The sequence below is a fragment of the Streptomyces sp. enrichment culture genome (assembly GCF_964272895.1).
Classification (GTDB): Bacteria; Actinomycetota; Actinomycetes; order Streptomycetales; family Streptomycetaceae; genus Streptomyces.
On sequence record NZ_OZ186832.1, the window covers coordinates 4,410,879 to 4,431,607 of the forward strand.

The following is a 20,729-nucleotide window of genomic DNA, read 5'->3' on the forward strand; positions in this document are numbered from 1 at the left end:
TACCGATGTCCTTTCCTCTGCTGACAGCGACGGCGGCGCTCCCGGCCATCGGGGCGGTGGCCACGGCCGCCGTGCCCGCCGCGCGCCGCACCGCCGCCAAATGGCTGGCGCTGCTGTTCTCGCTCGCCACCCTTGCCCTGGCGATCGCGGTCCTGGTCCGCTTCGACCCCGACGGCGAGCGCTACCAGCTCACCGAATCCCACTCCTGGATCAAGGAGTTCGGGGTCCGCTACGAGCTGGGCGTCGACGGCATCGCGGTGGCGCTGATCGCGCTCACGGCCGTACTGATCCCGTTCATCATCCTGGCGGGCTGGCACGACGCCGACCCGCTGGAGACCGGCAGCAAGCGGTGGCGGCCCACGCAGGGCTTCTTCGCCCTGATCCTGGCCGTCGAGGCGATGGTGATCCTCTCCTTCGAGGCCACCGACGTCTTCCTCTTCTACATCCTGTTCGAAGCCATGCTCATCCCGATGTACTTCCTCATCGGCGGCTTCGGGGACCGTGCCCACGAGCACGGCGAGGAGGCGGCGTCCACCCAACGCTCGTACGCGGCCGTGAAGTTCCTCCTCTACAACCTGGCCGGCGGCCTGATCATGCTGGCCGCGGTGATCGGCCTGTACGTGGTCGCCGGGAACTTCTCCCTCACCGAGATCGCCCAGGCCCGCGCGAGCGGCGAGCTGGACATGGCGACGAACACCGAGCGCTGGCTGTTCCTCGGCTTCTTCTTCGCCTTCGCGGTGAAGGCGCCGCTGTGGCCGCTGCACACCTGGCTGCCCAACGCCATGGGCGAGGCCACCGCCCCGGTCGCCGTGCTCATCACCGCGGTCGTGGACAAGGTGGGCACCTTCGCGATGCTGCGCTTCTGCCTCCAGCTGTTCCCGGAGGCCAGCAAGTGGGCGACGCCCGCGATCCTCGTCCTGGCGCTCATCAGCATCGTCTACGGCGCTCTGCTCGCCGTCGGCCAGCGGGACATGAAGCGGCTGGTGGCGTACGCGTCGATCTCGCACTTCGGCTTCATCATCATGGGCATCTTCGCGATGACCAGCCAGGGCCAGTCCGGCGCGACGCTCTACATGGTCAACCACGGTCTGTCGACGGCCGCGCTGATGCTGGTGGCCGGCTTCCTGATCTCGCGCCGCGGCTCGCGGCTCATCGCCGACTACGGCGGGGTGCAGAAGGTCGCCCCGGTGCTCGCCGGCACCTTCCTGATCGGCGGCCTGGCGACCCTGTCGCTGCCCGGACTCGCGCCGTTCGTCAGCGAGTTCCTGGTGCTGGTCGGCACCTTCGCCGAGTACCCGGTGGTCGGCATCATCGCCACCTTCGGCATCGTGCTCGCCGCGCTCTACGTCCTCGTCCTCTACCAGCGGACGATGACCGGCCCGGTCAAGCCCGAGGTCGCCGCGATGCCCGACCTGCGGGTGCGCGAACTCGTGGTGGTGGCCCCGCTGATCGCGCTGCTGATCGTGCTGGGCGTCTATCCGAAGCCCGTGACGGACATCGTCAACCCGGCGGTGAAGCAGACCATGTCCGACGTCCAGAAGAAGGACCCCCGGCCCGAGGTGGAGGCGGCCAAGTGAGCGCAACAGCCGTCCACAGCCTGTGGACAACGGCGGCCGACCCGATCTCGAAGATCGACGCGCCGAAGATCGAATATGGGCAATTGTCGCCCATCCTGATCGTCGTGGGCGCGGCGATCCTCGGGGTGCTGGTCGAGGCATTCGTCCCGCGCAAGTCCCGTTACTACGCCCATCTGTTCGTCGGTGTCGTCGCGCTGGCCGCCGCGTTCGCCGCGGTGGTGGCGCTGGCCGCCGACGGATACGGCACCACCAAGGCGCGGGTCGCGGCCATGGGCGCGATCGCGGTCGACGGCCCGGCACTGTTCCTTCAGGGCACGGTCCTGCTGGTGGCGCTGGTCGGCCTGTTCACCTTCGCCGAGCGCCGCCTGGACCCGGTGGTGCACGGCAACCGCGTCGACTCCTTCGCCGCACAGGCCGCGTCCGTGCCGGGCAGCGACAGCGAGAAGGCCGCGGTCAAGGCCGGGTTCACCACCACCGAGGTGTTCCCGCTGCTGATGTTCGCCGTCGCGGGCATGCTGCTGTTCCCCGCGGCCAACGACCTGCTGACGCTGTTCGTGGCCCTGGAGGTCTTCTCCCTGCCGCTGTACCTGCTGTGCGCGCTGGCCCGCCGCAAGCGGCTGGTGTCGCAGGAGGCGGCCGTGAAGTACTTCCTGCTGGGCGCGTTCGCCTCCGCGTTCACCCTGTTCGGCATCGCGCTGCTGTACGGCTACTCCGGTTCGATGTCGTACGCCGCCATCGCGCGGGTCGTCGACGGCTCGGTCACCGATGTCACCCCGGCCCTCGCGGACACCATGGGCAACGACGCGCTGCTGCTGGTCGGCGCCGCGCTGATCGTGATGGGCCTGCTGTTCAAGGTGGGCGCGGTGCCGTTCCACATGTGGACGCCCGACGTCTACCAGGGCGCGCCGACCCCGGTGACCGGCTTCATGGCCGCGGCGACCAAGGTGGCCGCCTTCGGCGCCCTGCTGCGCATCCTCTACGTCGTGCTGCCGGGCCTGCGCTGGGACTGGCGGCCGGTGATGTGGGGCGTGGCGATCGTCACCATGCTGGGCGGCGCGATCGTCGCGATCACCCAGACGGACATCAAGCGGCTGCTGGCGTACTCGTCGATCGCGCACGCGGGCTTCATCCTCGCCGGTGTGATCGCGACCAACCCGGACGGTGTGTCCTCGGTGCTGTTCTACCTGGGCGCCTACTCGTTCGTGACGCTCGGCGCGTTCGCGGTGGTCACGCTCGTCCGGGACGCGGGCGGCGAGGCGACGCACCTGTCCAAGTGGGCCGGGCTCGGCCGGCGGTCCCCGCTGGTGGCGGCCGTGTTCGCGGTGTTCCTGCTGGCCTTCGCGGGCATTCCGCTGACCTCCGGCTTCACGGGCAAGTTCGCCGTGTTCAAGGCGGCCGCGGAGGGCGGTGCGGCCCCGCTGGTCGTGGTCGGTGTGGTCTCGTCCGCGATCGCGGCGTTCTTCTACATCCGGGTGATCGTGCTGATGTTCTTCAGCGAGCCGCGGCCCGAGGGCCCGACCGTGGCCGTGCCGTCGCCGCTGACGATGACGGCGATCGGCGTGGGCGTGGCGGTCACGCTGGTGCTCGGTGTGGCGCCGCAGTACTTCCTGGATCTGGCGGGTCAGGCCGGGGTCTTCGTGCGCTGACCCGTGGTGCCCGACGCGGGCCCCGGTTCCCCCCGTGGGAGCCGGGGCCCGCGGGCGTTCAGGCCGTCGGGCCCGGTTCGCCGGGCGGGCACTTGACCGTGGGGTTCCACAGGCCGAACAGGCCCTTGGGGTTCTCCTTGTAGATCCAGGCGTGCAGCGTGTAGTAGTCGCCGTTCAGCGGCTCGGTGTAGGTCTTCGGACCCCGGAAGGTCTCACCGAACAGCGTGGGTGCGGTGGTGTGGGTCTCGGCCTTCGCCAGCCACTCCACGCCGACGAGCCTGCGCTTCCCGTCCGGGGTGGGCTCGAAGAGGAGGGCGGCCGGTGTCGACGGGGTGAGCTTGTCGACATTGTCCAGATTGAAGTAGTGGTAGCCCATGCCGCCTTCCCCCGCCATCTCGGCGCAGGGCGTGGGCTGGAACCCGTCGGCGACAGCCAGCGGCTCGTACTGGTAGGCGCTGGTCGCCGTGTAGGTGCGGAGCAGGTCGGTCCAGACGGACGGGTCGGGGTCCTGCGCGGCCTGCGCGGGTACGGCGGCCAGGGCGAGGGCACCGGCTGCCGCCAGGCCGACGGCGGCTCTGAGAGGCCGAGGGGACATAGGGGTCTCCTTGAGCGGGAAGAGAAGCGCGGTCGGGGCGAGCCGTCCGTGGAGGCACGGGCCGCGGGCCGGCACGCCGTACGGGAGAGGGGCGGGCCTCGCCCGTCCCGCCCGAGCAGCATGGCCACGTCAGTGCGGGGGCTGCCAGACGACAGGGTCCATTGGACTGAACACGGAGCGTAGTCGCCGTCACCCGAACGGGTCTGTGGATAACTCCGGGGCTGTCGGTGCCGGCGCCTATCGTGGACGCAGTGGTCGAGGGACGACGTACGGGGGACACGACGATGGGCGGGACGGGCGGGATCATCGAGATGCCAGAGAGGGCCGGCGTACCGGCGGCCGAGAGCGAGGCGCTGGCCACACTGCACCGCGTCTTCGGCTACGACGCCTTCCGCGGCGAGCAGGAGGCGGTCATCGAGCATGTGGTGGCCGGCGGTGACGCCGTGGTCCTCATGCCGACCGGCGGCGGCAAGTCGCTGTGCTACCAGATCCCCGCCCTGGTCAGACCGGGTACGGGCGTGGTCGTCTCCCCGCTGATCGCGCTGATGCAGGACCAGGTGGACGCGCTGCGGGCACTGGGCGTGCGGGCCGGGTTCATGAACTCCACGCAGGACTTCGACGAGCGCCGGACGGTGGAGGCGGAGTTCCTGGCGGGCGAGCTGGACCTGCTCTACCTGGCGCCGGAGCGGCTGCGCCTGGACGCCACGCTCGATCTGCTCTCCCGCGGCAAGATCTCGGTGTTCGCGATCGACGAGGCGCACTGCGTGTCCCAGTGGGGCCACGACTTCCGCCCCGACTATCTCGCCCTGTCCCTGCTGGGCGAGCGCTGGCCGGACGTGCCGCGCATCGCGCTCACGGCGACGGCCACCCGGGCCACCCACCGCGAGATCACCGAGCGGCTGAACATGCCGACGGCCCGGCACTTCGTGGCCAGCTTCGACCGGCCCAACATCCAGTACCGGATCGTGCCGAAGGCCGAGCCCAAGAAGCAGCTGCTGAGCTTCCTGCGCGAGGAGCACGCGGGGGACGCGGGCATCGTCTACTGCCTCTCGCGCAACTCGGTCGAGCGCACCGCCGAGTTCCTCACGGCCAACGGCATCGAGGCCGTGCCCTACCACGCGGGCCTGGACGCGGGCACCCGCGCCGCCCACCAGGCCCGGTTCCTGCGCGAGGACGGCCTGGTCGTGGTGGCGACCATCGCCTTCGGCATGGGCATCGACAAGCCCGATGTGCGGTTCGTCGCCCACCTCGACCTGCCCAAGTCGGTGGAGGGCTACTACCAGGAGACCGGCCGCGCCGGCCGGGACGGACTGCCCTCGACGGCCTGGCTGGCCTACGGGCTCAACGATGTCATCCAGCAGCGCAAGCTGATCCAGTCCGGCGAGGGCGACGAGGCGTTCCGCCGCCGGGCCTCCGCCCACCTCGACGCGATGCTCGCCCTGTGCGAGAGCGCCCAGTGCCGGCGCGGCCAGCTCCTCGTCTACTTCGGCCAGGAGGCCGACCCGGCGGGCTGCGGCAACTGCGACACCTGCCTCACCCCGCCGGAGACCTGGGACGGCACGGTCGCCGCGCAGAAGGTGCTGTCGGCCGTGGTGCGGCTGCAGCGCGAGCGCGGGCAGAAGTTCGGCACCGGGCAGATCGTCGACATCCTGCTCGGCAGGCGCACCGGCAAGGTGATCCAGTTCGACCACGACCAGCTGTCGGTGTTCGGTATCGGCCAGGAGCTGACCGAGGGCGAATGGCGCGGTGTCGTCCGGCAGATGCTGGCCCAGGGCCTGCTCGCCGTCGAGGGGGAGTACGGCACGCTGGTGCTGACCGAGGCGAGCGGCGCGGTGCTGCGGCGCGAGCGGGAGGTGCCGCTGCGCAAGGAGCCGAAGAGGCCGGCTGGGGCGAAGCCTGGCTCCTCCTCGGGCCGGGGCGAGCGCAAGCCGAAGGCCGCGGCGGCCGAACTGCCGGAGTCCCTGCTGCCCGCCTTCGAGGCGCTGCGCGCCTGGCGCGCGGAACAGGCCCGTGAGCAGGGGGTACCGGCGTACGTCATCTTCCACGACGCCACGCTGCGGGAGATCGCCACCGTCTGGCCCACCTCGGTGCGTGAGCTCGGCGGCGTCAGCGGCGTCGGCGAGAAGAAGCTGGTGACGTACGGGGAGGGCGTGCTCGCGGTGCTGGCGTCGCTGGGCGGCGCGCCGGGCTCCGCCGGGACGACGGACGCGCACCCCGAGACCGGCCGTGCCGAGGAGGCGGCGGCAGCGGACCTCTGGCCGGAGGGGGAGGCCGAGCCGGAACCGGACGACTGGATATAGGGACCCGTGAAAGGGCCGAGCCTCAGGGGCCCCAGCCCCAAGGTGCCCGGCTTCAAAGGCTCGGCTCCGCCGGTCAGTTCAGCGCCGTGAGCCCCGGTGCGAAGGTGATCAGCAGGGGCAGCAGCGGTACCAGTGCCGCCACCGTCGTCGTCAGGGCGCGGCGGCCGCGCTCAAGGCGGGGCGGCGGCTGGAGCAGGCGGTCCACGCGCTCGCCCAGGAGGCGGTTGCTGGAGGCGCAGGACAGGACGCCGCGGTGCTGGTTCAGCTCGATCAGGGCCAGGGCCGTGGTCAGATGACCGCAGCGGCGGGAGGCCGTGTCGTCGGCGGCGAGTTCCACCAGGCGGCGCGTCTGTTCGCAGAAGTGGGTGAACAGCGGCACCCGCGGGAAGCCGGTGGCCAGCGCGGTCGAGAGGTGCAGCAGCCAGTCGTGGTGGGCGCGGGCGTGACCGCGCTCATGGGTGAGCACGGCGTCTAGCTGGTGGTCGGTCAGCCGGTGCAGGGCGCCGGTGGTGACGACCAGCTGGGGAGGGTGGCCGGGCATCCACCAGGCGTCCGGGTACTCGTCCTCCAGCACCAGCAGGGGACCGCGGGCACCGGGCAGGCCGGCCGGCAGATCGGGGGCGCGCTCGCGCAGATGCGCCCGCGCCACACCGCGCCGCCGCCGCGCCTCCACCAGCTCCCGGGCGAGCATCGCGGTGGTCCAGGCGGCCCCGCAGGCGAGCAGGAGGGTGAGGACGGTGAGCCAGGCCGGTGCGGCGGCCAGGTCGTAGGCGTCGGTGACGGCCGGCGGGGCCGGCGCGAACACCCGGGCCCGGACGGTCTGGAAGACGGCGGCGGCACTCAGCACGAGGGCGGTGAGACAGCACAGCAGAACGGTCGCGACGAGGCACTGCCACACCCACAGCCCGACCACCGGCTCCCGTTCCGGCCACGCGGCACGGGTCAGCGCACGGGGTGCCGGCACGGCGGCCGTCAGGGCGACGACGCTCAGCAGGAGCAGGCAGACAGTCATGCCACGGGCTCCGGATCGTGATCGGAGGTGTTCGGCTGTGGGGGCGGGGCGCTGTGGGCCGGACGCAGCGGAGGACGACACCGGGCGCCCCACCGGCCCGCGGACCGGGCCGGCGATCGCCCGCCGCCAGTATGACGGCGACGGGCGAGCGGCGTCACCGCTCGGGCCGGAGAGCGACAGCCGGGAGGGTCAGCCCGACACGATCCGCCCGGTGACCTCGCCCAGGCCGACGCGCGTACCGTCCGGCCCGGGTGCCCAGGCCGTGAGGGTGACGACATCGCCGTCCTCCAGGAAGGTGCGCTTGCCGTCGGGCAGTTCGAGGGGGTCGCGGCCGTTCCAGGTGAGCTCCAGCAGGGAGCCGCGCTGGGCCTCGGCGGGGCCGCTGACCGTGCCGGAGCCGTAGAGGTCACCGGTGCGCAGGGAGGCGCCGTTGACCGTCATGTGGGCGAGCTGCTGGGCGGCGGTCCAGTACATGGTGGAGAAGGGGGGTTCGGAGATGACGTGACCGTTGATCGCGACGGAGATGCGCAGGTCGTAGCCGTGCGGCTCCTCCTCGGCGTCGTCGAGGTAGGGCAGCAGCGGGTGGGTGCGCTCGGGCGGGGCGACACGGGCCTCCTCCAGCGCCTCCAGCGGGGTGATCCAGGCCGACACCGAGGTGGCGAAGGACTTGCCGAGGAAGGGGCCGAGGGGCACGTACTCCCACGCCTGGAGATCGCGCGCGGACCAGTCGTTGAGCAGGCACAGGCCGAAGACGTGGTCGCGGAAGCCGGCGAGCGGCACCGGGCGGCCCATCGGCGACGGCGTGCCGACGACGAAGCCGACCTCGGCCTCGATGTCCAGGCGGACGGACGGGCCGAAGACGGGGGCCGGGTCGGTGGGGGCCTTGCGCTGGCCGGCGGGCCGGATGACATCGGTGCCGGAGACCACGACCGTGCCGGAGCGGCCGTGGTAGCCGATCGGCAGGTGCTTCCAGTTCGGGGTGAGGGAGTCCTCGGCGTCGGGGCGGAAGATCTGGCCGACGTTGCGGGCGTGGTTCTCGGAGGCGTAGAAGTCGACGTAGTCCGCGACCGTGAAGGGCAGGTGCAGGGTCACCGAGTCCAGCGGGTGCATGAGCGGCTCGATGGTCTCCCGGTACGAGGGCACCGTCACCCACGCCGTCAGCGCGCGCCGGACGTCCGACCAGGCGGTGCGGCCCGCGGCCAGCAGCGGGTCGAGCGAGGGCTGGGCGAGCAGCGCGGCGTAGGGGGAGCCGAGGGCCCGGGCCGCCGCGCCCGCGTCGAGGACGTGGTCACCGAGCCGGACGCCGACGGTCCGCTCCCGCGGGTCTGCGGTGGAGAACACACCGTACGGAAGGTTGTGCGGGCCGAAGGGGTCGCCCTCGGGGACATCGAAGGGGGGCATGCGGTTGTGCCTCACTCTCGTGCGTGCCGTGTGCGGTGCGGTGCGCTCACGTGCCGCACGGCGGGGCGCGGTACGTGACCGGTGCACACGTTACGGCGGACTCGCCCGTCATGGTCAGTGGGCAGTGCATCGAGATTCGCCACAGCGGCGCGACCGCGTGAGCCCGCCGGGGGCGGAGCCGGGACCGAGCCCGGACCTGGAGCCCGGCACGCGGCGCGGGCGGGCGGCATGCAGGGGGCGCGCGCGACGCGAATTCGCCGCCGTCGACGAGCCGGCCGACACCACGTGGGAGTGAAATCCCTCGGAGCGAAAGGGAGTTGAAGGGGCGCGCAGACTGGGAAAGGCGTGCGCCGGAGTCCGGTTCGCGCGGGGTTCGGCGGGGCGAGGTGTCCGTATTCTCTGATCATGCCCGCACCCACCGCATATGCCGAGCGCACCGCGTACTCCCTCGTCGCCACCGATCTCGACGGCACGCTGCTGCGCGGCGACGACACCTTCTCCGACCGGTCGCGCGCCGCGCTGGCGCTGGCGGCGGCCGCCGGCGCCCGTCATCTGGTGGTGACCGGCCGCCCGGCGCCCCGGGTGCGCCCCCTGCTGGAGGACCTGCGCTGCACGGGGCTCGCGGTGTGCGGGCAGGGCGCGCAGCTCTACGACATCGGCGCCGACCGGCTGCTGTGGTCCGTCACCCTGGACCGGGAGCTGGCCGAGACCGCGCTGGGCAAGATCGAGGCCGAGGTGGGGCAGGTGTACGCGGCGGTGGACCAGGACGGCGTCGACGGGCTCACGCTCATCGAGCCGGGCTACACGATGCCCCACCCGACCCTGCCCGCGGTGCGGGTGGGCCGCCGTGACGACCTGTGGTGCGCGCCGATCAGCAAGGTGCTGCTGCGCCACCACACGCTGGGCGACGACGAGTTGGCGGCGGTGGCGCGCGGGGCGGTGGGTTCGCTGGCCACGGTCACCATGTCCGGGCCGGGGACCGTCGAGCTCCAGCCGTGCGGGGTCACCAAGGCGACGGGGCTGGCGCTGGCGGCCCGGCACCTGGGGCTGAGCCCCGCCGACACCATCGCCTTCGGTGACATGCCCAACGACATCCCCATGTTCGACTGGGCCGCGCACGGCGTGGCGATGGCGAACGCGCACCCCGAACTCAAGGCGATGGCCGACGAGATCACCTGCTCGAACGAGTACGACGGCGTCGCCGTCGTACTCGAACGGATCTACGGCTGAGCTCCGGGCCCTCGGCCCCGACCGGGATCAGTACGCGCCGAAGACATTGTCGATGGAGCCGTACCGGTCGGCCGCGTAGTTGCAGGCGGCGACGATGTTGGCGACCGGGTCGTAGGGGTCGAACGACGTGCCGGGCACGTGGTAGGCCGCGAAGGTCGGGTCGATGACCTGGAGCAGGCCCTTGGACGGGGTGCCCGCGGCGGCGTTGGAGTCCCAGTTGTTGATGGCGTAGGGGTTGCCGGACGACTCGCGCATGATGTTGCGGTAGATGCCGTCGTAGCTGCCCGGGATGCCGTGCTGCGCCATCACGGCGAGGGACTGGCGGATCCAGCCGTCGAGGTTGTCCGGGTAGGCGGTGGCCGCCGACGTGGCCGTGGGCGCGGCGGAGGCGCCGGTGGCGCCGACGAGCGGCAGCGCGAGCGCGGCGACGCCCACACCGGCGGCGGTGAGGGCACGGGCGAGACGGGGGCGGCGGTGGGCGTGCGGGTTCGCAGGCATGGTGGTCGTCCTCTCCGGCGCCTGCGAGGTGAGCTGTCGGGTTCGGGCGGAAAGGTGCCCGGCCGTGCCCGAAACAGGCATGGCTTCACCCCTAGCCGTGCCGTCCCGTCGTAGCGCGTACGACGGCCGGTCCGGCGACTTACCTGGGTCCCCCGCTCCTGCCGCTGCGGTCGTCGTTGGAGGCGTCGGGCGGCGGCAGGACTCGGCGTCCGCCCGGCTGGCCGGGAACGTATGCGAGAGCGCGCCGGGGAAACAAGTACCGGATTCACCCAAAGCGCCGTTCGAGCATGATCCGGGCCGTTCGCGGTACTTGATCCTTTATGGCGCTCGCCGCTCAACCAGGCGGCAGGACCGGGGTGGCAGCCCGCGCGACCCGGACGGCCGTGCAGTGAGCCAACTCACCACCGAACGCAAGAGCGGCAATTCGGGCATCAACTGCCAACTCCTATGCAACCGCCAGCCCTTAGGCAACCGCCCCCTACACACACAACCACCGACCCCGTCTCAACCGGCCGTCCGTGGAATCCGCTTCTCCCAGGTGCGGTGGAACACGACCTCCCCGCCCTCCGTGCAGACGACCTCGTCGGAGGTGACGAAGTGCTCGGCGTCACAGCGGATCTCCGAGCGGCTGCGGATCTCGGTGTCCCAGGGCAGCTCGGGCCGGTGCAGCCGGACGGACCAGGTGGAGCGGGTGCGGGCGGACAGCGGGTCGTCGGCGCGGATCGTGTACGTCTCCAGCGCCTCCTCGGTGTACTCCAGCCCGTCGGGGTGCATCCGGGTGCCGCCGGGGCGCGGATCGACCTCCAGCCGCCACTCGCCCGCGGCCACGTCGCGCACCACCAGCCGCGCGGGCCGCGGCTCGTCCAGGGTGGCCGGCGAGCTCACCCCGAGCGGTTCGGCCTGCTCGGGCTCCTCGAAGGAGATCTCTCCGGCGGAGGAAACCTCCCCGGCGGAGGAGACCTCTCCGGCGGAGGACACCTCCCCGTCCGCCCCGCGGGAGCGCACCGGCAGCTCCAGCGTGCTGCCCACGGGATCCAGGACGAACCCCGCCCCCGACCCCGGCTGCGGCCAGACCCACGGCCAGTACGCGGAGGACACGGCGAGGCGGATGCGGTGACCGGGCGGGAAGGCGTACCCGACGGCGCTCAGCACGAGCTCCACGGTCCGCGTCTCGCCCGGCGGCCACGGCACCGCCCGGTCCGGCCCCTCGCGCGCCGACAGGTTCAGCGCCCCGCGCGTGACCAGCGTCGAGGCGCCGTCCGGAGCCACGTCGCACAGCCGCACGGCGACCTGCCCGCGCGGCACCGCGCAGGTCAGCCTCAGCCGCACCCGAGGCCGCCCCAGCACCCAGGTCTCCTCGCCGACCTCGAACTCGACCCACGCCGACCTCGCGTCCTCCTCCCGCTGGTCGGGCGGCAGGTCGGCGTCCTCGCCGCGGGGCAGCAGGCGGCCGGCGTCCAGCCCGGTGTGCATCGGGGACCGTACGAGGACGGGGGCGCCCTGGAGGGCGTACGTCACCGGCGTCACATGGGGCGAGGGCCAGGCCGGCTCGCCGACCCAGCGGCCGGGCAGCACCGGGTACACCGTGGCCGGGCGGTGCGCGTCGGGGACGTAGGCGCGCAGCAGGGGCTCGGCCATGACGCCGGTGTCCCGGCCCTTGAGCCAGTGGTCCCACCAGCGCAGTGTCTCCTGGAGGAAGCCGACGGCCGGGCCGGGCGGGCGGCCCCGGTCGGGGTACTGGTGGCACCACGGACCGATCAGACCGCGGACCCGGTCGGCCGGAAGGTGCTCCACCAGCCGCAGCACGGTGTCGCGGTACGGGTCGTGCCAGCCGCCCACCGCCAGGACCGCCGCGCCGATCGCGCCGTAGTCCTCCCGGAGGCCGGCGCGGCGCCAGTGGTCGTCCAGGGTCTGGTGCTCCAGCCAGGTGTGGGCGGGCGGTGCGACGGCCTCCAGCCGCCTCAGCCACAGCTCGCGCCAGGCGTCCCCGGCGTACAGCGGGTCGGGCGGCCGGCAGGCGTGGGCGAGCAGGGCGGCCGACCAGGCGTGTGTGCCGGTGGCGAGGACGGAGCCGCCGAGGTGGTGCACATCACCGTCGTAGGGGTCGTCCGAGGCGCAGACCGTGACGACCGCCTTCAGCGGCTCGGGGGCGAGCGCGGCGATCCGCAGGGAGTTGCCGCCGCCCCAGGAGATGCCGAACATGCCCACCCGGCCGTCGCACCAGGGCCGGCCGGCCAGCCAGTGCACCACCGCGACCCCGTCGGCCAGCTCCGTGGCCGAGTACTGCTCGGTGGGCAGCCCTTCGCTGTTGCCGTGCCCGCGCAGGTCGACCCGGACGGAGGCGTAGCCGTGGCCCGCGTACCAGGGATGGCGCTGGGCGTCGCGGGGCGCGGTCCGGTCGGTCAGCCGGTGCGGAAGGTACTCCAGCAGCGCCGGGACGGGCTCGTCGGTCATCGGCCGCCACACGCGCGCGTACAGCGACGTGCCGTCCGGCATCGGGATGCGCAGGTCCTCGTGGAACGTCTCGTAGGGGAAGGATCTGCGGATGCGCGGGCGGCTCATCGGACGCACCTCGACGGCGCTGTCGGACGGGACCCTGCCGGCGCCGTCGGACGGGACCCTGCCGGCGCCGTCGGACCGGACCTTGCCGGCGCCGTCGGACCGGATCTCGTCGGCCTCATCGGACGGACTCAGACGGCGGGGCGCGTCGGGCGACGGGAGGGGGCGGCCGCGATACGGGGCATGAGTCACTACTTCCGGGTAAGTCGCTGTATAGCCGTTCCTATCGGTAGATCAGCAACATACCGGCCGTGCGGTAATAGCGCCCGCCTGCGGGGTGGGTGGCGGCAGTGATCGAATCGTGACCGGATACGCTGACTTGAGTGATGGCAGCGACCTATCGACATAACGCGTAATCGCCGGTAGACACCAGCAGACAGGAGACCCCACGTGACCGTCGTCGGGCCGTTCGGGCTGAGCGTGCGGGACCAGGCTCTGGAAGCCGATGTCCAGGCCGGATTGGCGGCAGTCGAGGAAGGGTTGCTTGAGGCGACCAAGAGCGAGGTGCCCTTCATCACCGAGGCCGCCCAGCACCTGGTGCGGGCGGGCGGCAAGCGGTTCCGGCCGCTGCTCGTGATGCTCGCCGCCCAGTTCGGCGACCCCTACGCGCCGGGTGTCGTGCCCTCGGCCGTGGTGGTCGAGCTCACCCACCTCGCCACCCTCTACCACGACGACGTCATGGACGAGGCCGGCGTGCGCCGCGGCGTGCCCAGCGCCAACAGCCGCTGGGGCAACTCGGTGGCCGTCCTCACCGGCGACTTCCTGTTCGCCCGCGCCTCGCACATCCTGGCCGACCTCGGCCCGGAGGCGGTCCGCGTGCAGGCGGAGGCGTTCGAACGCCTGGTCACCGGTCAGATCCTGGAGACGGCCGGCCCCACCGACGGCCGCGACCCGATCGACCACTACCTGGACGTGCTCGGCGGCAAGACCGGCTCCCTGGTCGCGGTCTCCTGCCGGTTCGGCGCGATGATGTCCGGCGCCGACGAAACGGTCGTGCACGTACTGACCCAGTACGGCGAACGGCTCGGGGTCGCCTTCCAGCTCGCGGACGACGTCCTGGACATCGCCAGCGACTCCCACGAGTCCGGCAAGACGCCGGGCACCGATCTGCGCGAGGGCATCGCCACCCTGCCGGTGCTGCGGCTGCGCGAGCGGGCGGCCCGGCTCGGGCTCCCCGAGGACCTCGCCCTGTGCGAGCTGCTGGACTCCGACCTCACCGACGACGCCCGGCACGCCGAGGCGCTCGCCCAGCTGCGCGCGCACCCGGCCCTGGAGCAGGCCCGCCGGGACACCGTCCGTTTCGCGGAGGAGGCGCGGGCCGCGCTGGCGCCGTTGCGCGAGTGCGACGCGAAGGCCGCGCTCCTTGAGCTGTGCGACGCGGTGGTGCACCGGGCCGGCTGACGCCCCCCGAGCCGAGAGGCGGCGCTTTCCCCGAGGGACCCCTACGGGTCGGGGGAGGCGCCGCCTCGTCGTGTCATACCGCAGGAGTACGTGGAGTTGGCTCCGCGGGCTGACGCGACCGCCCTGGCTCTTTGGTCAGATGGAGACCACACGGAAAACACCACTCCTCACCGATCCGGGTGAGAATGGCGGCTCAGGGTGAACAGTGCGCATCGAGCTGAACGGCCGCCGCCGACACGGAGGTAGGGCACACATGGCACCGTACGAATCCGACGAGAGCACCACCGCCACGGAGGCCGACGGCCCGCGTGCGGGGCGACGCAGGGCCGCGCGGTACGCCGTCCCGGTCGCGGTGACCGGCGTGGCGGCGGCGACCATCGGGCTCGTCCCGGCACTGGCCGACTCCGGCAGCCCCGACCTGCCGAAGATCAGCGCCGAGCAACTGATCCAGAACATCGCCGAGTCGGACACCGAGCAGCTGTCCGGCACGGTCCGCATCACCACCGACCTCGGCCTGCCCGACCTCGGCGGACTGGAGAGCGGGCTGTTCTCCGACGCCGCCCGGGGCGCGGACGGCGGCGAGGGCTCCGCGGCCGACCCGTCGGCCCGGCTGACCGAGCTCGCCGCCGGCACGCACACCCTGCGGGTGGCCGCCGACGGCCCCGACCGGCAGAAGCTGTCGCTGATCCGGGACGCCGCCGAGTACAGCCTCATCCACAACGGCAAGGACGTGTGGGGCTACGACAGCGAGTCCAACGAGGTCTACCACTCCACGACCGAGGAGACCGGCAAGGCCCAGGACGTGCCCGCCACGCCCAAGGACTTCGCCGAGCAGGCGCTGAAGGCGGTCGACGGCACCACGTCCGTCACCGTCGACGGCACCGCCCAGGTCGCCGGCCGCGACGCCTACAAGCTGGTCGTCGAGCCCAAGCAGTCCGGCACCACCGTCGGCGCGATCAGCATCGCGGTGGACGCCGAGACCTGGACCCCGCTGAAGTTCACCCTCACCCCGGCCGGTGGCGGCGCGGCCGTCGTCGACGCGGGCTTCACCCAGGTCAGCTTCGCCCGGCCGGCCGCCTCCACCTTCGACTTCGCCCCGCCCAAGGGCGCGAAGGTGACCGAGGAGGACGCCGCCGGGCACAGCGAGAGCGACCTGCGGCTCATGCCGGAGGAGGACGTCGACCGGGACGCCGAGGGCCCGCGGACCATCGGCGAGGGCTGGAACGCGATCACCGTGTTCGACACCGGCGGCGAGGGCCTGCCCACCGGCGGTGAGGAGGCCGGCGCCTTCGGCGGCTTCCTGGACTCCCTCGGCGACCAGGTCAGCGGCAAGTTCGGCTCGGGCACGGTCTTCAAGACCCGGCTGGTCAACGCCCTGATCACCGACGACGGCACGGTCTACGTCGGCGCGGTCACCAAGGACGCGCTGGTGAAGGCGGCCGAAGCACAGCGGTGACACCGTCGGACGGCGTACGGCCGGGGCGTTGAGTACCGTACGCCTACGAGCAGTCGGGGGATCGAGGGAGCCGGGGGAGCCCATGCCTGAAGTGCCCGTCACGGAGCCGGACGGGAGCGGCGCGGACGAGGCGGCCATCGCCGTCCGCGGCCTCACCAAGCGCTACCGCGGCGGGCAGCTCGCCGTCGACGGCCTGGACCTGACCGTCCCGGCGGGCAGCGTCTTCGGCTTCCTCGGCCCCAACGGCTCCGGCAAGACCACCACCATCCGCATGCTGATGGGCCTGATCGAGCCCACCTCGGGCACCGCGCGCGTGCTGGGGCAGCCGATGCCCCGCGCCGCGCGGACCGTGCTGCCCCAGGTGGGCGCGCTGATCGAGGGACCCGCCCTGTACGGCTTCCTCTCCGGCCGCGACAACCTGCTGCGCTACGACGCCGCCGACCCCACCGCCGACCCGCGCACCCGGCATGCCCGGATCGCCGCGGCGCTGGACCGGGTGGGACTCGCGGCCGCGGCCGGCAAGAAGGCCCGCGCCTACTCCCTCGGCATGAAGCAGCGCCTCGGCCTCGCCGCCGCCCTGCTCCAGCCGCGCCGGCTGCTGGTGCTGGACGAGCCGACCAACGGGCTCGACCCGCAGGGCATGCGCGAGATCCGCACCCTGATCAGGGAACTCGCCGCCGACGGCACGACCGTCTTCCTATCCTCCCACCTCCTCGACGAGATCGAGCAGGTGTGCAGCCATGCCGCCGTGATGGCCCGCGGCCGGCTGATCACCCAGGGCGCGGTCGCCGACCTCGCGGCCGGGGCACGCGGCCGGCTGGTCGTCACCACGCCGGACGCGGGCGACGCGGCCCGGGTGCTGAAGGAGCAGGGCGTCGGCGATGTGGTCGTCGACGGGGACCGGGTGACCGGTGAGGTGCCGGAACGGGAACTCTCCGACCTCACTGCCGCGTTGGTGGGGCAAGGGGTGCGGGTGCGCGGTTTCGGCGTCGAACGCGCCTCGCTGGAGGAGGCGTTCGTGGCGCTGACGGGGGAGGGGTTCGATGTCGCGGGCTGAGCCGGTTCTCGCCGTGCGGCCGAATCCCCTGTGGGCGCTGGGCCTGCTGCGCAGCGAACTGTCGACGACCTTCCGGCGCTGGCGCACGCTCGCCCTGCTGGGGGTGCTCGCGGCGGTACCGGTGCTGGTCGGGGTCGCGGTGAAGATCGAGACCAGCGACGGCTCGTCCATCGGCGGCGGGGGCGGCGAGGGCCCGCCGTTCATCTCGCAGATCACCAACAACGGCCTGTTCCTGGTGTTCACGGGCCTCGCGGCGACCCTGCCGTTCTTCCTGCCGATGGCCGTCGGCGTGGTCGCGGGCGACGCCCTGGCCGGGGAGGCGAACGCGGGCACACTGCGCTATCTGCTGGTCGCGCCGGCCGGCCGCACCCGGCTGCTGCTCACCAAGTACGCCACCGTGATCGCCTTCTGCCTCGCCGCCACCCTCACGGTCGCCGTCTCGGCGCTCGCGGTCGGCGCGCTGCTCTTCCCGCTGGGCGACCTGACGACGATCTCCGGCACCCGGATCAGCTTCGCCGAGGGTCTTGCCAGAGCCCTGCTGATCGCCCTGGTCGTCGCCGCGTCCCTGCTCGGTGTCGCCGCGCTCGGCCTGTTCGTCTCCACGCTCACCGGCAGCGGCATCGCGGCGATGGCCACCACCGTCGGCCTGCTGATCACCGTGCAGATCCTCGACCAGATACCGCAGTTGAGCGCCCTGCACCCGTACTTCTTCTCGCACTACTGGCTGTCCTTCGCCGACCTGATGCGCGAGCCGGTCTACTGGGAGGACCTGACCAAGAACCTCGGCATACAGGCCCTGTATGCGGCGGTGTTCGGCTCGGCGGCCTGGGCGCGGTTCACCGCGAAGGACATCACCAGCTAGCTCGCGAAGGACATGACCGGCTGGTTCGCGAGGGACATGACCGGCTGGTTCGGGAGGGACATCACCGGCTAGCTCTCGTAGGGGAAGCGGGCGAGCGGCGCCTCCTGGGCGAAGAAGGTCTTGGCGCGCACCAGGGCGTCGGCGTCCAGCAGTACGTCGCCGGGCTTGGTGCCGTTGCCGAACAGCACCCCGCCGAAGCGCATCCCCATGTACGCGGCCGAGTTGTTGAGGGTGCCGACGAGCGGGTCGGCCACCTCCGTCTCCTGGTGCGCCAGCGCGGTCACGCCCCACAGGGTCCGCCCGGCCATCCGCGCGCGGAAGTCGACACCGGGCTCGCGCAGCCAGCCCGCCCAGTGGTCCAGGTAGCGCTTGGCGTGCGCGGAGACGGAGTACCAGTACAGCGGCGAGGCGATGACCAGGTCCGTGGCGGCGAGAGTGGCGTCCCGCAGCAGGTCCACGTGGGCGTCGGCGGCGCGGGTGCGGTCCCGGTCGTGCCGCAGGTCCTCGAAGTCCGGCAGGGGGTGGTCGGCCAGGTGGATCCACCGCTGCTCCACGTCCTCGGGCAGATGCTCGGCGGCCCGGCGGGCGAGCAGTTCGGTGTTGCCGTCGTGACGGCTGCCCGCGGTCAGGAACAGGAAGCGGCGGTTCATGGGTCCCCCAGTCGTTCTTCGGCGCTTGTAGGAAGCGCGTGCAGTATATGCACATGCATGAATCTGGGTCCAGGGCCGGCGGGGGCCGCCGCGCCCCGGCTGTTGGGACGATGCTGTGACGTCGCGGTGACGTGTGCATCGGCGGTGAGCGGAGAGACTCGACGGTGGGTGTCCGGCGACGTTCGCGGACACATGGGAGTGGGGGACCGACCGATGACACGATCCAGCCGTGGCAGCCAGCGGGAACAGTCGTACGCCGCCGGCGCGCCGTCTCATGCCGCCGAGACGCCGGGCACCGCGGCGGTGTCCGGCGCCGCGCCGATGACGCCGCTCGATGTCCACGTCGGCGCGACCGGCGCCCTCGTCGACGGCGTCCGTGTGACCCCCGCCCCCGGCGAGGAGATCCAGCGCGCCGTCCTCAAGCGCCTCCAGGCCATCGCCCTCGGCTCCGGGCACTCCGTCCACGCCCTCGTCCACGACGAGCGCATCGGCTACGTCGTCCCCCTCCAGGTCGACCCGAACGGCGCGAGCCGGTTCACGGGCGAGCCGACGCGGGTGCGGCGGGAGGTGGGTGAGGGGACCGAGGGGGCGGCTTCGACGGGCGCTCCGGTGGGGGGTGCCCCGGCTGCTGAGGGTGCTGCCTCGACGGAGGGCGCCTCGGCCGGTGGTGCCTTGACGGGGAGCGCCGTGAAGAAGACGGCCGGCGGCGGGGTCACCCTCGGGAAGGGGGCCCGTGGGACGGAGGCGATGTCCGGTGGGGGCCGCGGTGCGGACGCGGCGGCCGGGGGCTTCGGCCCGGCTCCGGTGATGGCCGACCCGTCCCACACCCCCGAGCCGTACCCGACGCGCACCCCGGCCACGCCCGCCCCCTCGCCGTACTACAGCCCGCAACCGCAGCACGCCCTGCCGGACGAGCCGAACCCGTACCTCGACCCGGCCGAGCCCGTCCGCCTGGAGTCCGCCGCGCGCCAGGAGTCCGCCGCGCATCCGGAGTCCGCCGCGCGCCAGGAGTCCGACGCGCGCCCGCAGCCCGAGTCGCACCCGGTCCGCGAGCCGCGGCAGAGCACCGAGCCGCGGCAGAGCACCGAGCCGCTGCAGAGCACCGAGCCGCGCCCGACCGCTCCCTCACGCCCGACCGCCCCCTCAAGCCCCACCACCCCGCCGCTCCCCGCTGCCCCCGTGCCCCCGCCCCCCACACCGCTCCCGACGGCCCGGCCGCACGCCACCACCCCGCCCACCCCGCCGCACGCCACCACCCCGCCCACCCCGCCGAGCCCGGCCCCTTCCCGCCCCGCCCCGGCCTGGGCCGCCCCCACCCCAGCCACCCGCCCCTCCTCCACCGCCACCCCCACCCCACCCCGAGGCTTCGACGCCATAGCCGAAGCCGTGCTCGACGACACCCCCACCCCCGTGCCCGGCGTCCTGGCGGAGCCCCTGGCGGGGATCAATGAGGCGGTGCGGTCGGGGCAGGTGGAGCGGGCCGCGGAGCTGGCGGGAAGGGCGTTGCGGGAGGCGTCGGAGACGATCGGCGCCGAGCACCCCGAGGTACTGCGGCTGAGGGAACTCGCCGCGTACATCGCCTACTTGGCCGGCGACGGCGAGCGCGCCCTCACCCTCTCCCTGGAGCTGGCCCGGATACACCGCCACAGGCGGGACGCCGAGGCGGCCTACGGCAACGTCCAGTCCGCGGCGACCGCCTGGCGCGCCGTGCGCGACCCGGAGCTCGGGCTGCAGCTGGGCCGGGAACTGATCGCCCTGTGGACGGAGTTGGCGGCGGAGGGCGGCCCCGCGGCCGAGGACCTGGAGGAGCTGGAGTCGGCCCACGCCCGGATGGACCGACTCACCGCCCGTGCCGCACGACGGCGCGAACCCTGAACCCCCGGCCCGGCCCGCCCCCCGGCCCCCGCGGAGCTCACTGCACGCAGAACTCGTTCCCCTCCGGATCCGCCATGACCACCCACTGACCTCCCGGCTCCTTCACCTCCCGCAGCACGCTCGCCCCGAGCCCCCTCAGCCGGGCCACCTCCTCCTCGCGCCGCCCCTCGCCGGGGTGCAGGTCGAGATGGAGGCGGTTCTTGACGGTCTTGGGCTCGGGAACGCGCTGGAAGAGCAGTCGCCGCCCCAGCCCGCTGCCGCTGTCCGGGTCGACGGGGTCCGCGGGATGCCGTACGGCGACCAGGTCCCGGAAGGCGAGGCGGGCGTGGAACTCGACGACCGCCTCGCGCGGCAGTGCGCCGAGCTCCAGCAGCCGCTCGATCAGCGCGTTGTTGTCCTCGACCTCGTAGTGCAGGGCGGCTGCCCAGAAGTCGGCCTGGGCCTGGGGGTTCTCACAGTCGATGACGATCTTGAAGTGGACGGGCGTCGGTGTGCCGGTCTCTCCGGCCGTGGTCTCGATCACGTGACCAGTCATATGGGTTATGTGAGCGAGTGGGCAACGAAACGCCGGAAGCGAGCCGGACGGCAGCCGTGAAAACATCCGGTCCGG

Annotated in this window: 16 protein-coding genes and 1 riboswitch; of the genes, 9 read left to right on the plus strand and 7 right to left on the minus strand. The window is 72.8% G+C overall.

The window, feature by feature from the left end; all coding sequences use genetic code 11:
- Positions 1-5 precede the first annotated feature (5 nt).
- A complete protein-coding gene (locus tag ACSU6M_RS20025; protein WP_437071119.1) occupies positions 6-1,577 on the plus strand; it encodes an NADH-quinone oxidoreductase subunit M in 1,572 nt (523 codons plus the stop codon).
- Positions 1,574-3,223 carry an NADH-quinone oxidoreductase subunit NuoN gene (gene nuoN, locus ACSU6M_RS20030; RefSeq protein WP_437071120.1) on the plus strand — a complete coding sequence of 550 codons (1,650 nt, stop codon included), beginning with the start codon at positions 1,574-1,576 and terminating at the stop codon, positions 3,221-3,223. Before ACSU6M_RS20025 ends, nuoN begins: the two co-directional genes overlap by 4 nt.
- A 58-nt stretch (positions 3,224-3,281) precedes the next feature.
- Here nuoN and ACSU6M_RS20035 read toward each other — a convergent pair whose 3' ends face one another.
- Positions 3,282-3,818: a hypothetical protein gene (locus tag ACSU6M_RS20035; protein ID WP_437071121.1), complete on the minus strand. Its 537-nt coding sequence runs from the start codon at positions 3,816-3,818 to the stop codon at positions 3,282-3,284.
- Positions 3,819-4,102: 284 nt separating this feature from the next.
- Between ACSU6M_RS20035 and recQ the strand changes: the two genes are divergently transcribed.
- Positions 4,103-6,118 (plus strand): DNA helicase RecQ, encoded by a 2,016-nt coding sequence (gene recQ / locus ACSU6M_RS20040; RefSeq protein WP_437075248.1) that lies wholly within the window; start codon positions 4,103-4,105, stop codon positions 6,116-6,118.
- A 73-nt stretch (positions 6,119-6,191) separates the two neighbouring features.
- On the opposite strand, the gene ACSU6M_RS20045 is transcribed toward recQ, so the two are convergent.
- On the minus strand, positions 6,192-7,130 hold the full coding sequence (locus tag ACSU6M_RS20045; RefSeq protein WP_437071122.1) for a M56 family metallopeptidase: 939 nt from the start codon (positions 7,128-7,130) through the stop codon (positions 6,192-6,194).
- A 189-nt stretch (positions 7,131-7,319) separates the two neighbouring features.
- Positions 7,320-8,531, minus strand: coding sequence for a fumarylacetoacetase (gene fahA, locus ACSU6M_RS20050; RefSeq protein ID WP_437071123.1), 1,212 nt, complete (start codon positions 8,529-8,531; stop codon positions 7,320-7,322).
- A gap of 405 nt (positions 8,532-8,936) precedes the next feature.
- Between fahA and ACSU6M_RS20055 the strand changes: the two genes are divergently transcribed.
- Complete coding sequence (locus tag ACSU6M_RS20055; RefSeq protein WP_437071124.1) at positions 8,937-9,761, plus strand: HAD family hydrolase; 825 nt, start codon at positions 8,937-8,939, stop codon at positions 9,759-9,761.
- Between the two features lie 27 nt (positions 9,762-9,788).
- Here the strand turns inward: ACSU6M_RS20055 and ACSU6M_RS20060 are convergent, their stop codons facing one another.
- Entirely contained in the window at positions 9,789-10,259 is a 471-nt protein-coding gene (locus ACSU6M_RS20060; protein ID WP_437071125.1) for a transglycosylase SLT domain-containing protein, read from the minus strand.
- A 5-nt stretch (positions 10,260-10,264) separates the two neighbouring features.
- Positions 10,265-10,445, minus strand: a riboswitch (cyclic di-AMP (ydaO/yuaA leader).
- A 318-nt stretch (positions 10,446-10,763) separates the two neighbouring features.
- Entirely contained in the window at positions 10,764-12,821 is a 2,058-nt protein-coding gene (locus ACSU6M_RS20065) for a CocE/NonD family hydrolase (RefSeq protein ID WP_437071126.1), read from the minus strand.
- 387 nt (positions 12,822-13,208) lie between these two features.
- Between ACSU6M_RS20065 and ACSU6M_RS20070 the strand changes: the two genes are divergently transcribed.
- The 4 genes from ACSU6M_RS20070 to ACSU6M_RS20085 all read left to right on the plus strand — a co-directional run bounded on the left by ACSU6M_RS20070 (position 13,209) and on the right by ACSU6M_RS20085 (position 17,594).
- Positions 13,209-14,219: a polyprenyl synthetase family protein gene (locus tag ACSU6M_RS20070; RefSeq protein WP_437071127.1), complete on the plus strand. Its 1,011-nt coding sequence runs from the start codon at positions 13,209-13,211 to the stop codon at positions 14,217-14,219.
- 253 nt (positions 14,220-14,472) lie between these two features.
- Positions 14,473-15,675, plus strand: a complete 1,203-nt coding sequence (locus ACSU6M_RS20075; protein WP_437071128.1) for a LolA family protein — start codon at positions 14,473-14,475, stop codon at positions 15,673-15,675.
- Positions 15,676-15,757: 82 nt separating this feature from the next.
- Positions 15,758-16,732, plus strand: coding sequence for an ABC transporter ATP-binding protein (locus ACSU6M_RS20080; protein WP_437071129.1), 975 nt, complete (start codon positions 15,758-15,760; stop codon positions 16,730-16,732).
- Positions 16,719-17,594 carry an ABC transporter permease gene (locus tag ACSU6M_RS20085; RefSeq protein ID WP_437071130.1) on the plus strand — a complete coding sequence of 292 codons (876 nt, stop codon included), beginning with the start codon at positions 16,719-16,721 and terminating at the stop codon, positions 17,592-17,594. Before ACSU6M_RS20080 ends, ACSU6M_RS20085 begins: the two co-directional genes overlap by 14 nt.
- Before the next feature lie 68 nt (positions 17,595-17,662).
- Here the strand turns inward: ACSU6M_RS20085 and ACSU6M_RS20090 are convergent, their stop codons facing one another.
- Positions 17,663-18,244 (minus strand): flavodoxin family protein, encoded by a 582-nt coding sequence (locus ACSU6M_RS20090; protein WP_437071131.1) that lies wholly within the window; start codon positions 18,242-18,244, stop codon positions 17,663-17,665.
- A 213-nt stretch (positions 18,245-18,457) separates the two neighbouring features.
- Between ACSU6M_RS20090 and ACSU6M_RS20095 the strand changes: the two genes are divergently transcribed.
- On the plus strand, positions 18,458-20,119 hold the full coding sequence (locus ACSU6M_RS20095; RefSeq protein ID WP_437071132.1) for a tetratricopeptide repeat protein: 1,662 nt from the start codon (positions 18,458-18,460) through the stop codon (positions 20,117-20,119).
- Positions 20,120-20,156: 37 nt separating this feature from the next.
- On the opposite strand, the gene ACSU6M_RS20100 is transcribed toward ACSU6M_RS20095, so the two are convergent.
- Complete coding sequence (locus tag ACSU6M_RS20100) at positions 20,157-20,639, minus strand: VOC family protein (RefSeq protein ID WP_437075250.1); 483 nt, start codon at positions 20,637-20,639, stop codon at positions 20,157-20,159.
- Positions 20,640-20,729 lie beyond the last annotated feature (90 nt).

Bases quoted from the DNA above. Each gene is read 5' to 3' on its own strand.
- ACSU6M_RS20025 (WP_437071119.1), top strand. From the start codon at position 6: ATGTCCTTTCCTCTGCTGACAGCGACGGCGGCGCTCCCGGCCATCGGG.
- ACSU6M_RS20080 (WP_437071129.1), top strand. From the start codon at position 15,758: ATGCCTGAAGTGCCCGTCACGGAGCCGGACGGGAGCGGCGCGGACGAG.
- ACSU6M_RS20045 (WP_437071122.1), bottom strand. From the start codon at position 7,130: ATGACTGTCTGCCTGCTCCTGCTGAGCGTCGTCGCCCTGACGGCCGCC.
- ACSU6M_RS20090 (WP_437071131.1), bottom strand. From the start codon at position 18,244: ATGAACCGCCGCTTCCTGTTCCTGACCGCGGGCAGCCGTCACGACGGC.
- ACSU6M_RS20055 (WP_437071124.1), top strand. From the start codon at position 8,937: ATGCCCGCACCCACCGCATATGCCGAGCGCACCGCGTACTCCCTCGTC.
- ACSU6M_RS20035 (WP_437071121.1), bottom strand. From the start codon at position 3,818: ATGTCCCCTCGGCCTCTCAGAGCCGCCGTCGGCCTGGCGGCAGCCGGT.
- ACSU6M_RS20095 (WP_437071132.1), top strand. From the start codon at position 18,458: ATGACACGATCCAGCCGTGGCAGCCAGCGGGAACAGTCGTACGCCGCC.
- ACSU6M_RS20065 (WP_437071126.1), bottom strand. From the start codon at position 12,821: ATGAGCCGCCCGCGCATCCGCAGATCCTTCCCCTACGAGACGTTCCAC.
- recQ (WP_437075248.1), top strand. From the start codon at position 4,103: ATGGGCGGGACGGGCGGGATCATCGAGATGCCAGAGAGGGCCGGCGTA.
- ACSU6M_RS20085 (WP_437071130.1), top strand. From the start codon at position 16,719: ATGTCGCGGGCTGAGCCGGTTCTCGCCGTGCGGCCGAATCCCCTGTGG.
- fahA (WP_437071123.1), bottom strand. From the start codon at position 8,531: ATGCCCCCCTTCGATGTCCCCGAGGGCGACCCCTTCGGCCCGCACAAC.
- ACSU6M_RS20075 (WP_437071128.1), top strand. From the start codon at position 14,473: ATGGCACCGTACGAATCCGACGAGAGCACCACCGCCACGGAGGCCGAC.
- ACSU6M_RS20060 (WP_437071125.1), bottom strand. From the start codon at position 10,259: ATGCCTGCGAACCCGCACGCCCACCGCCGCCCCCGTCTCGCCCGTGCC.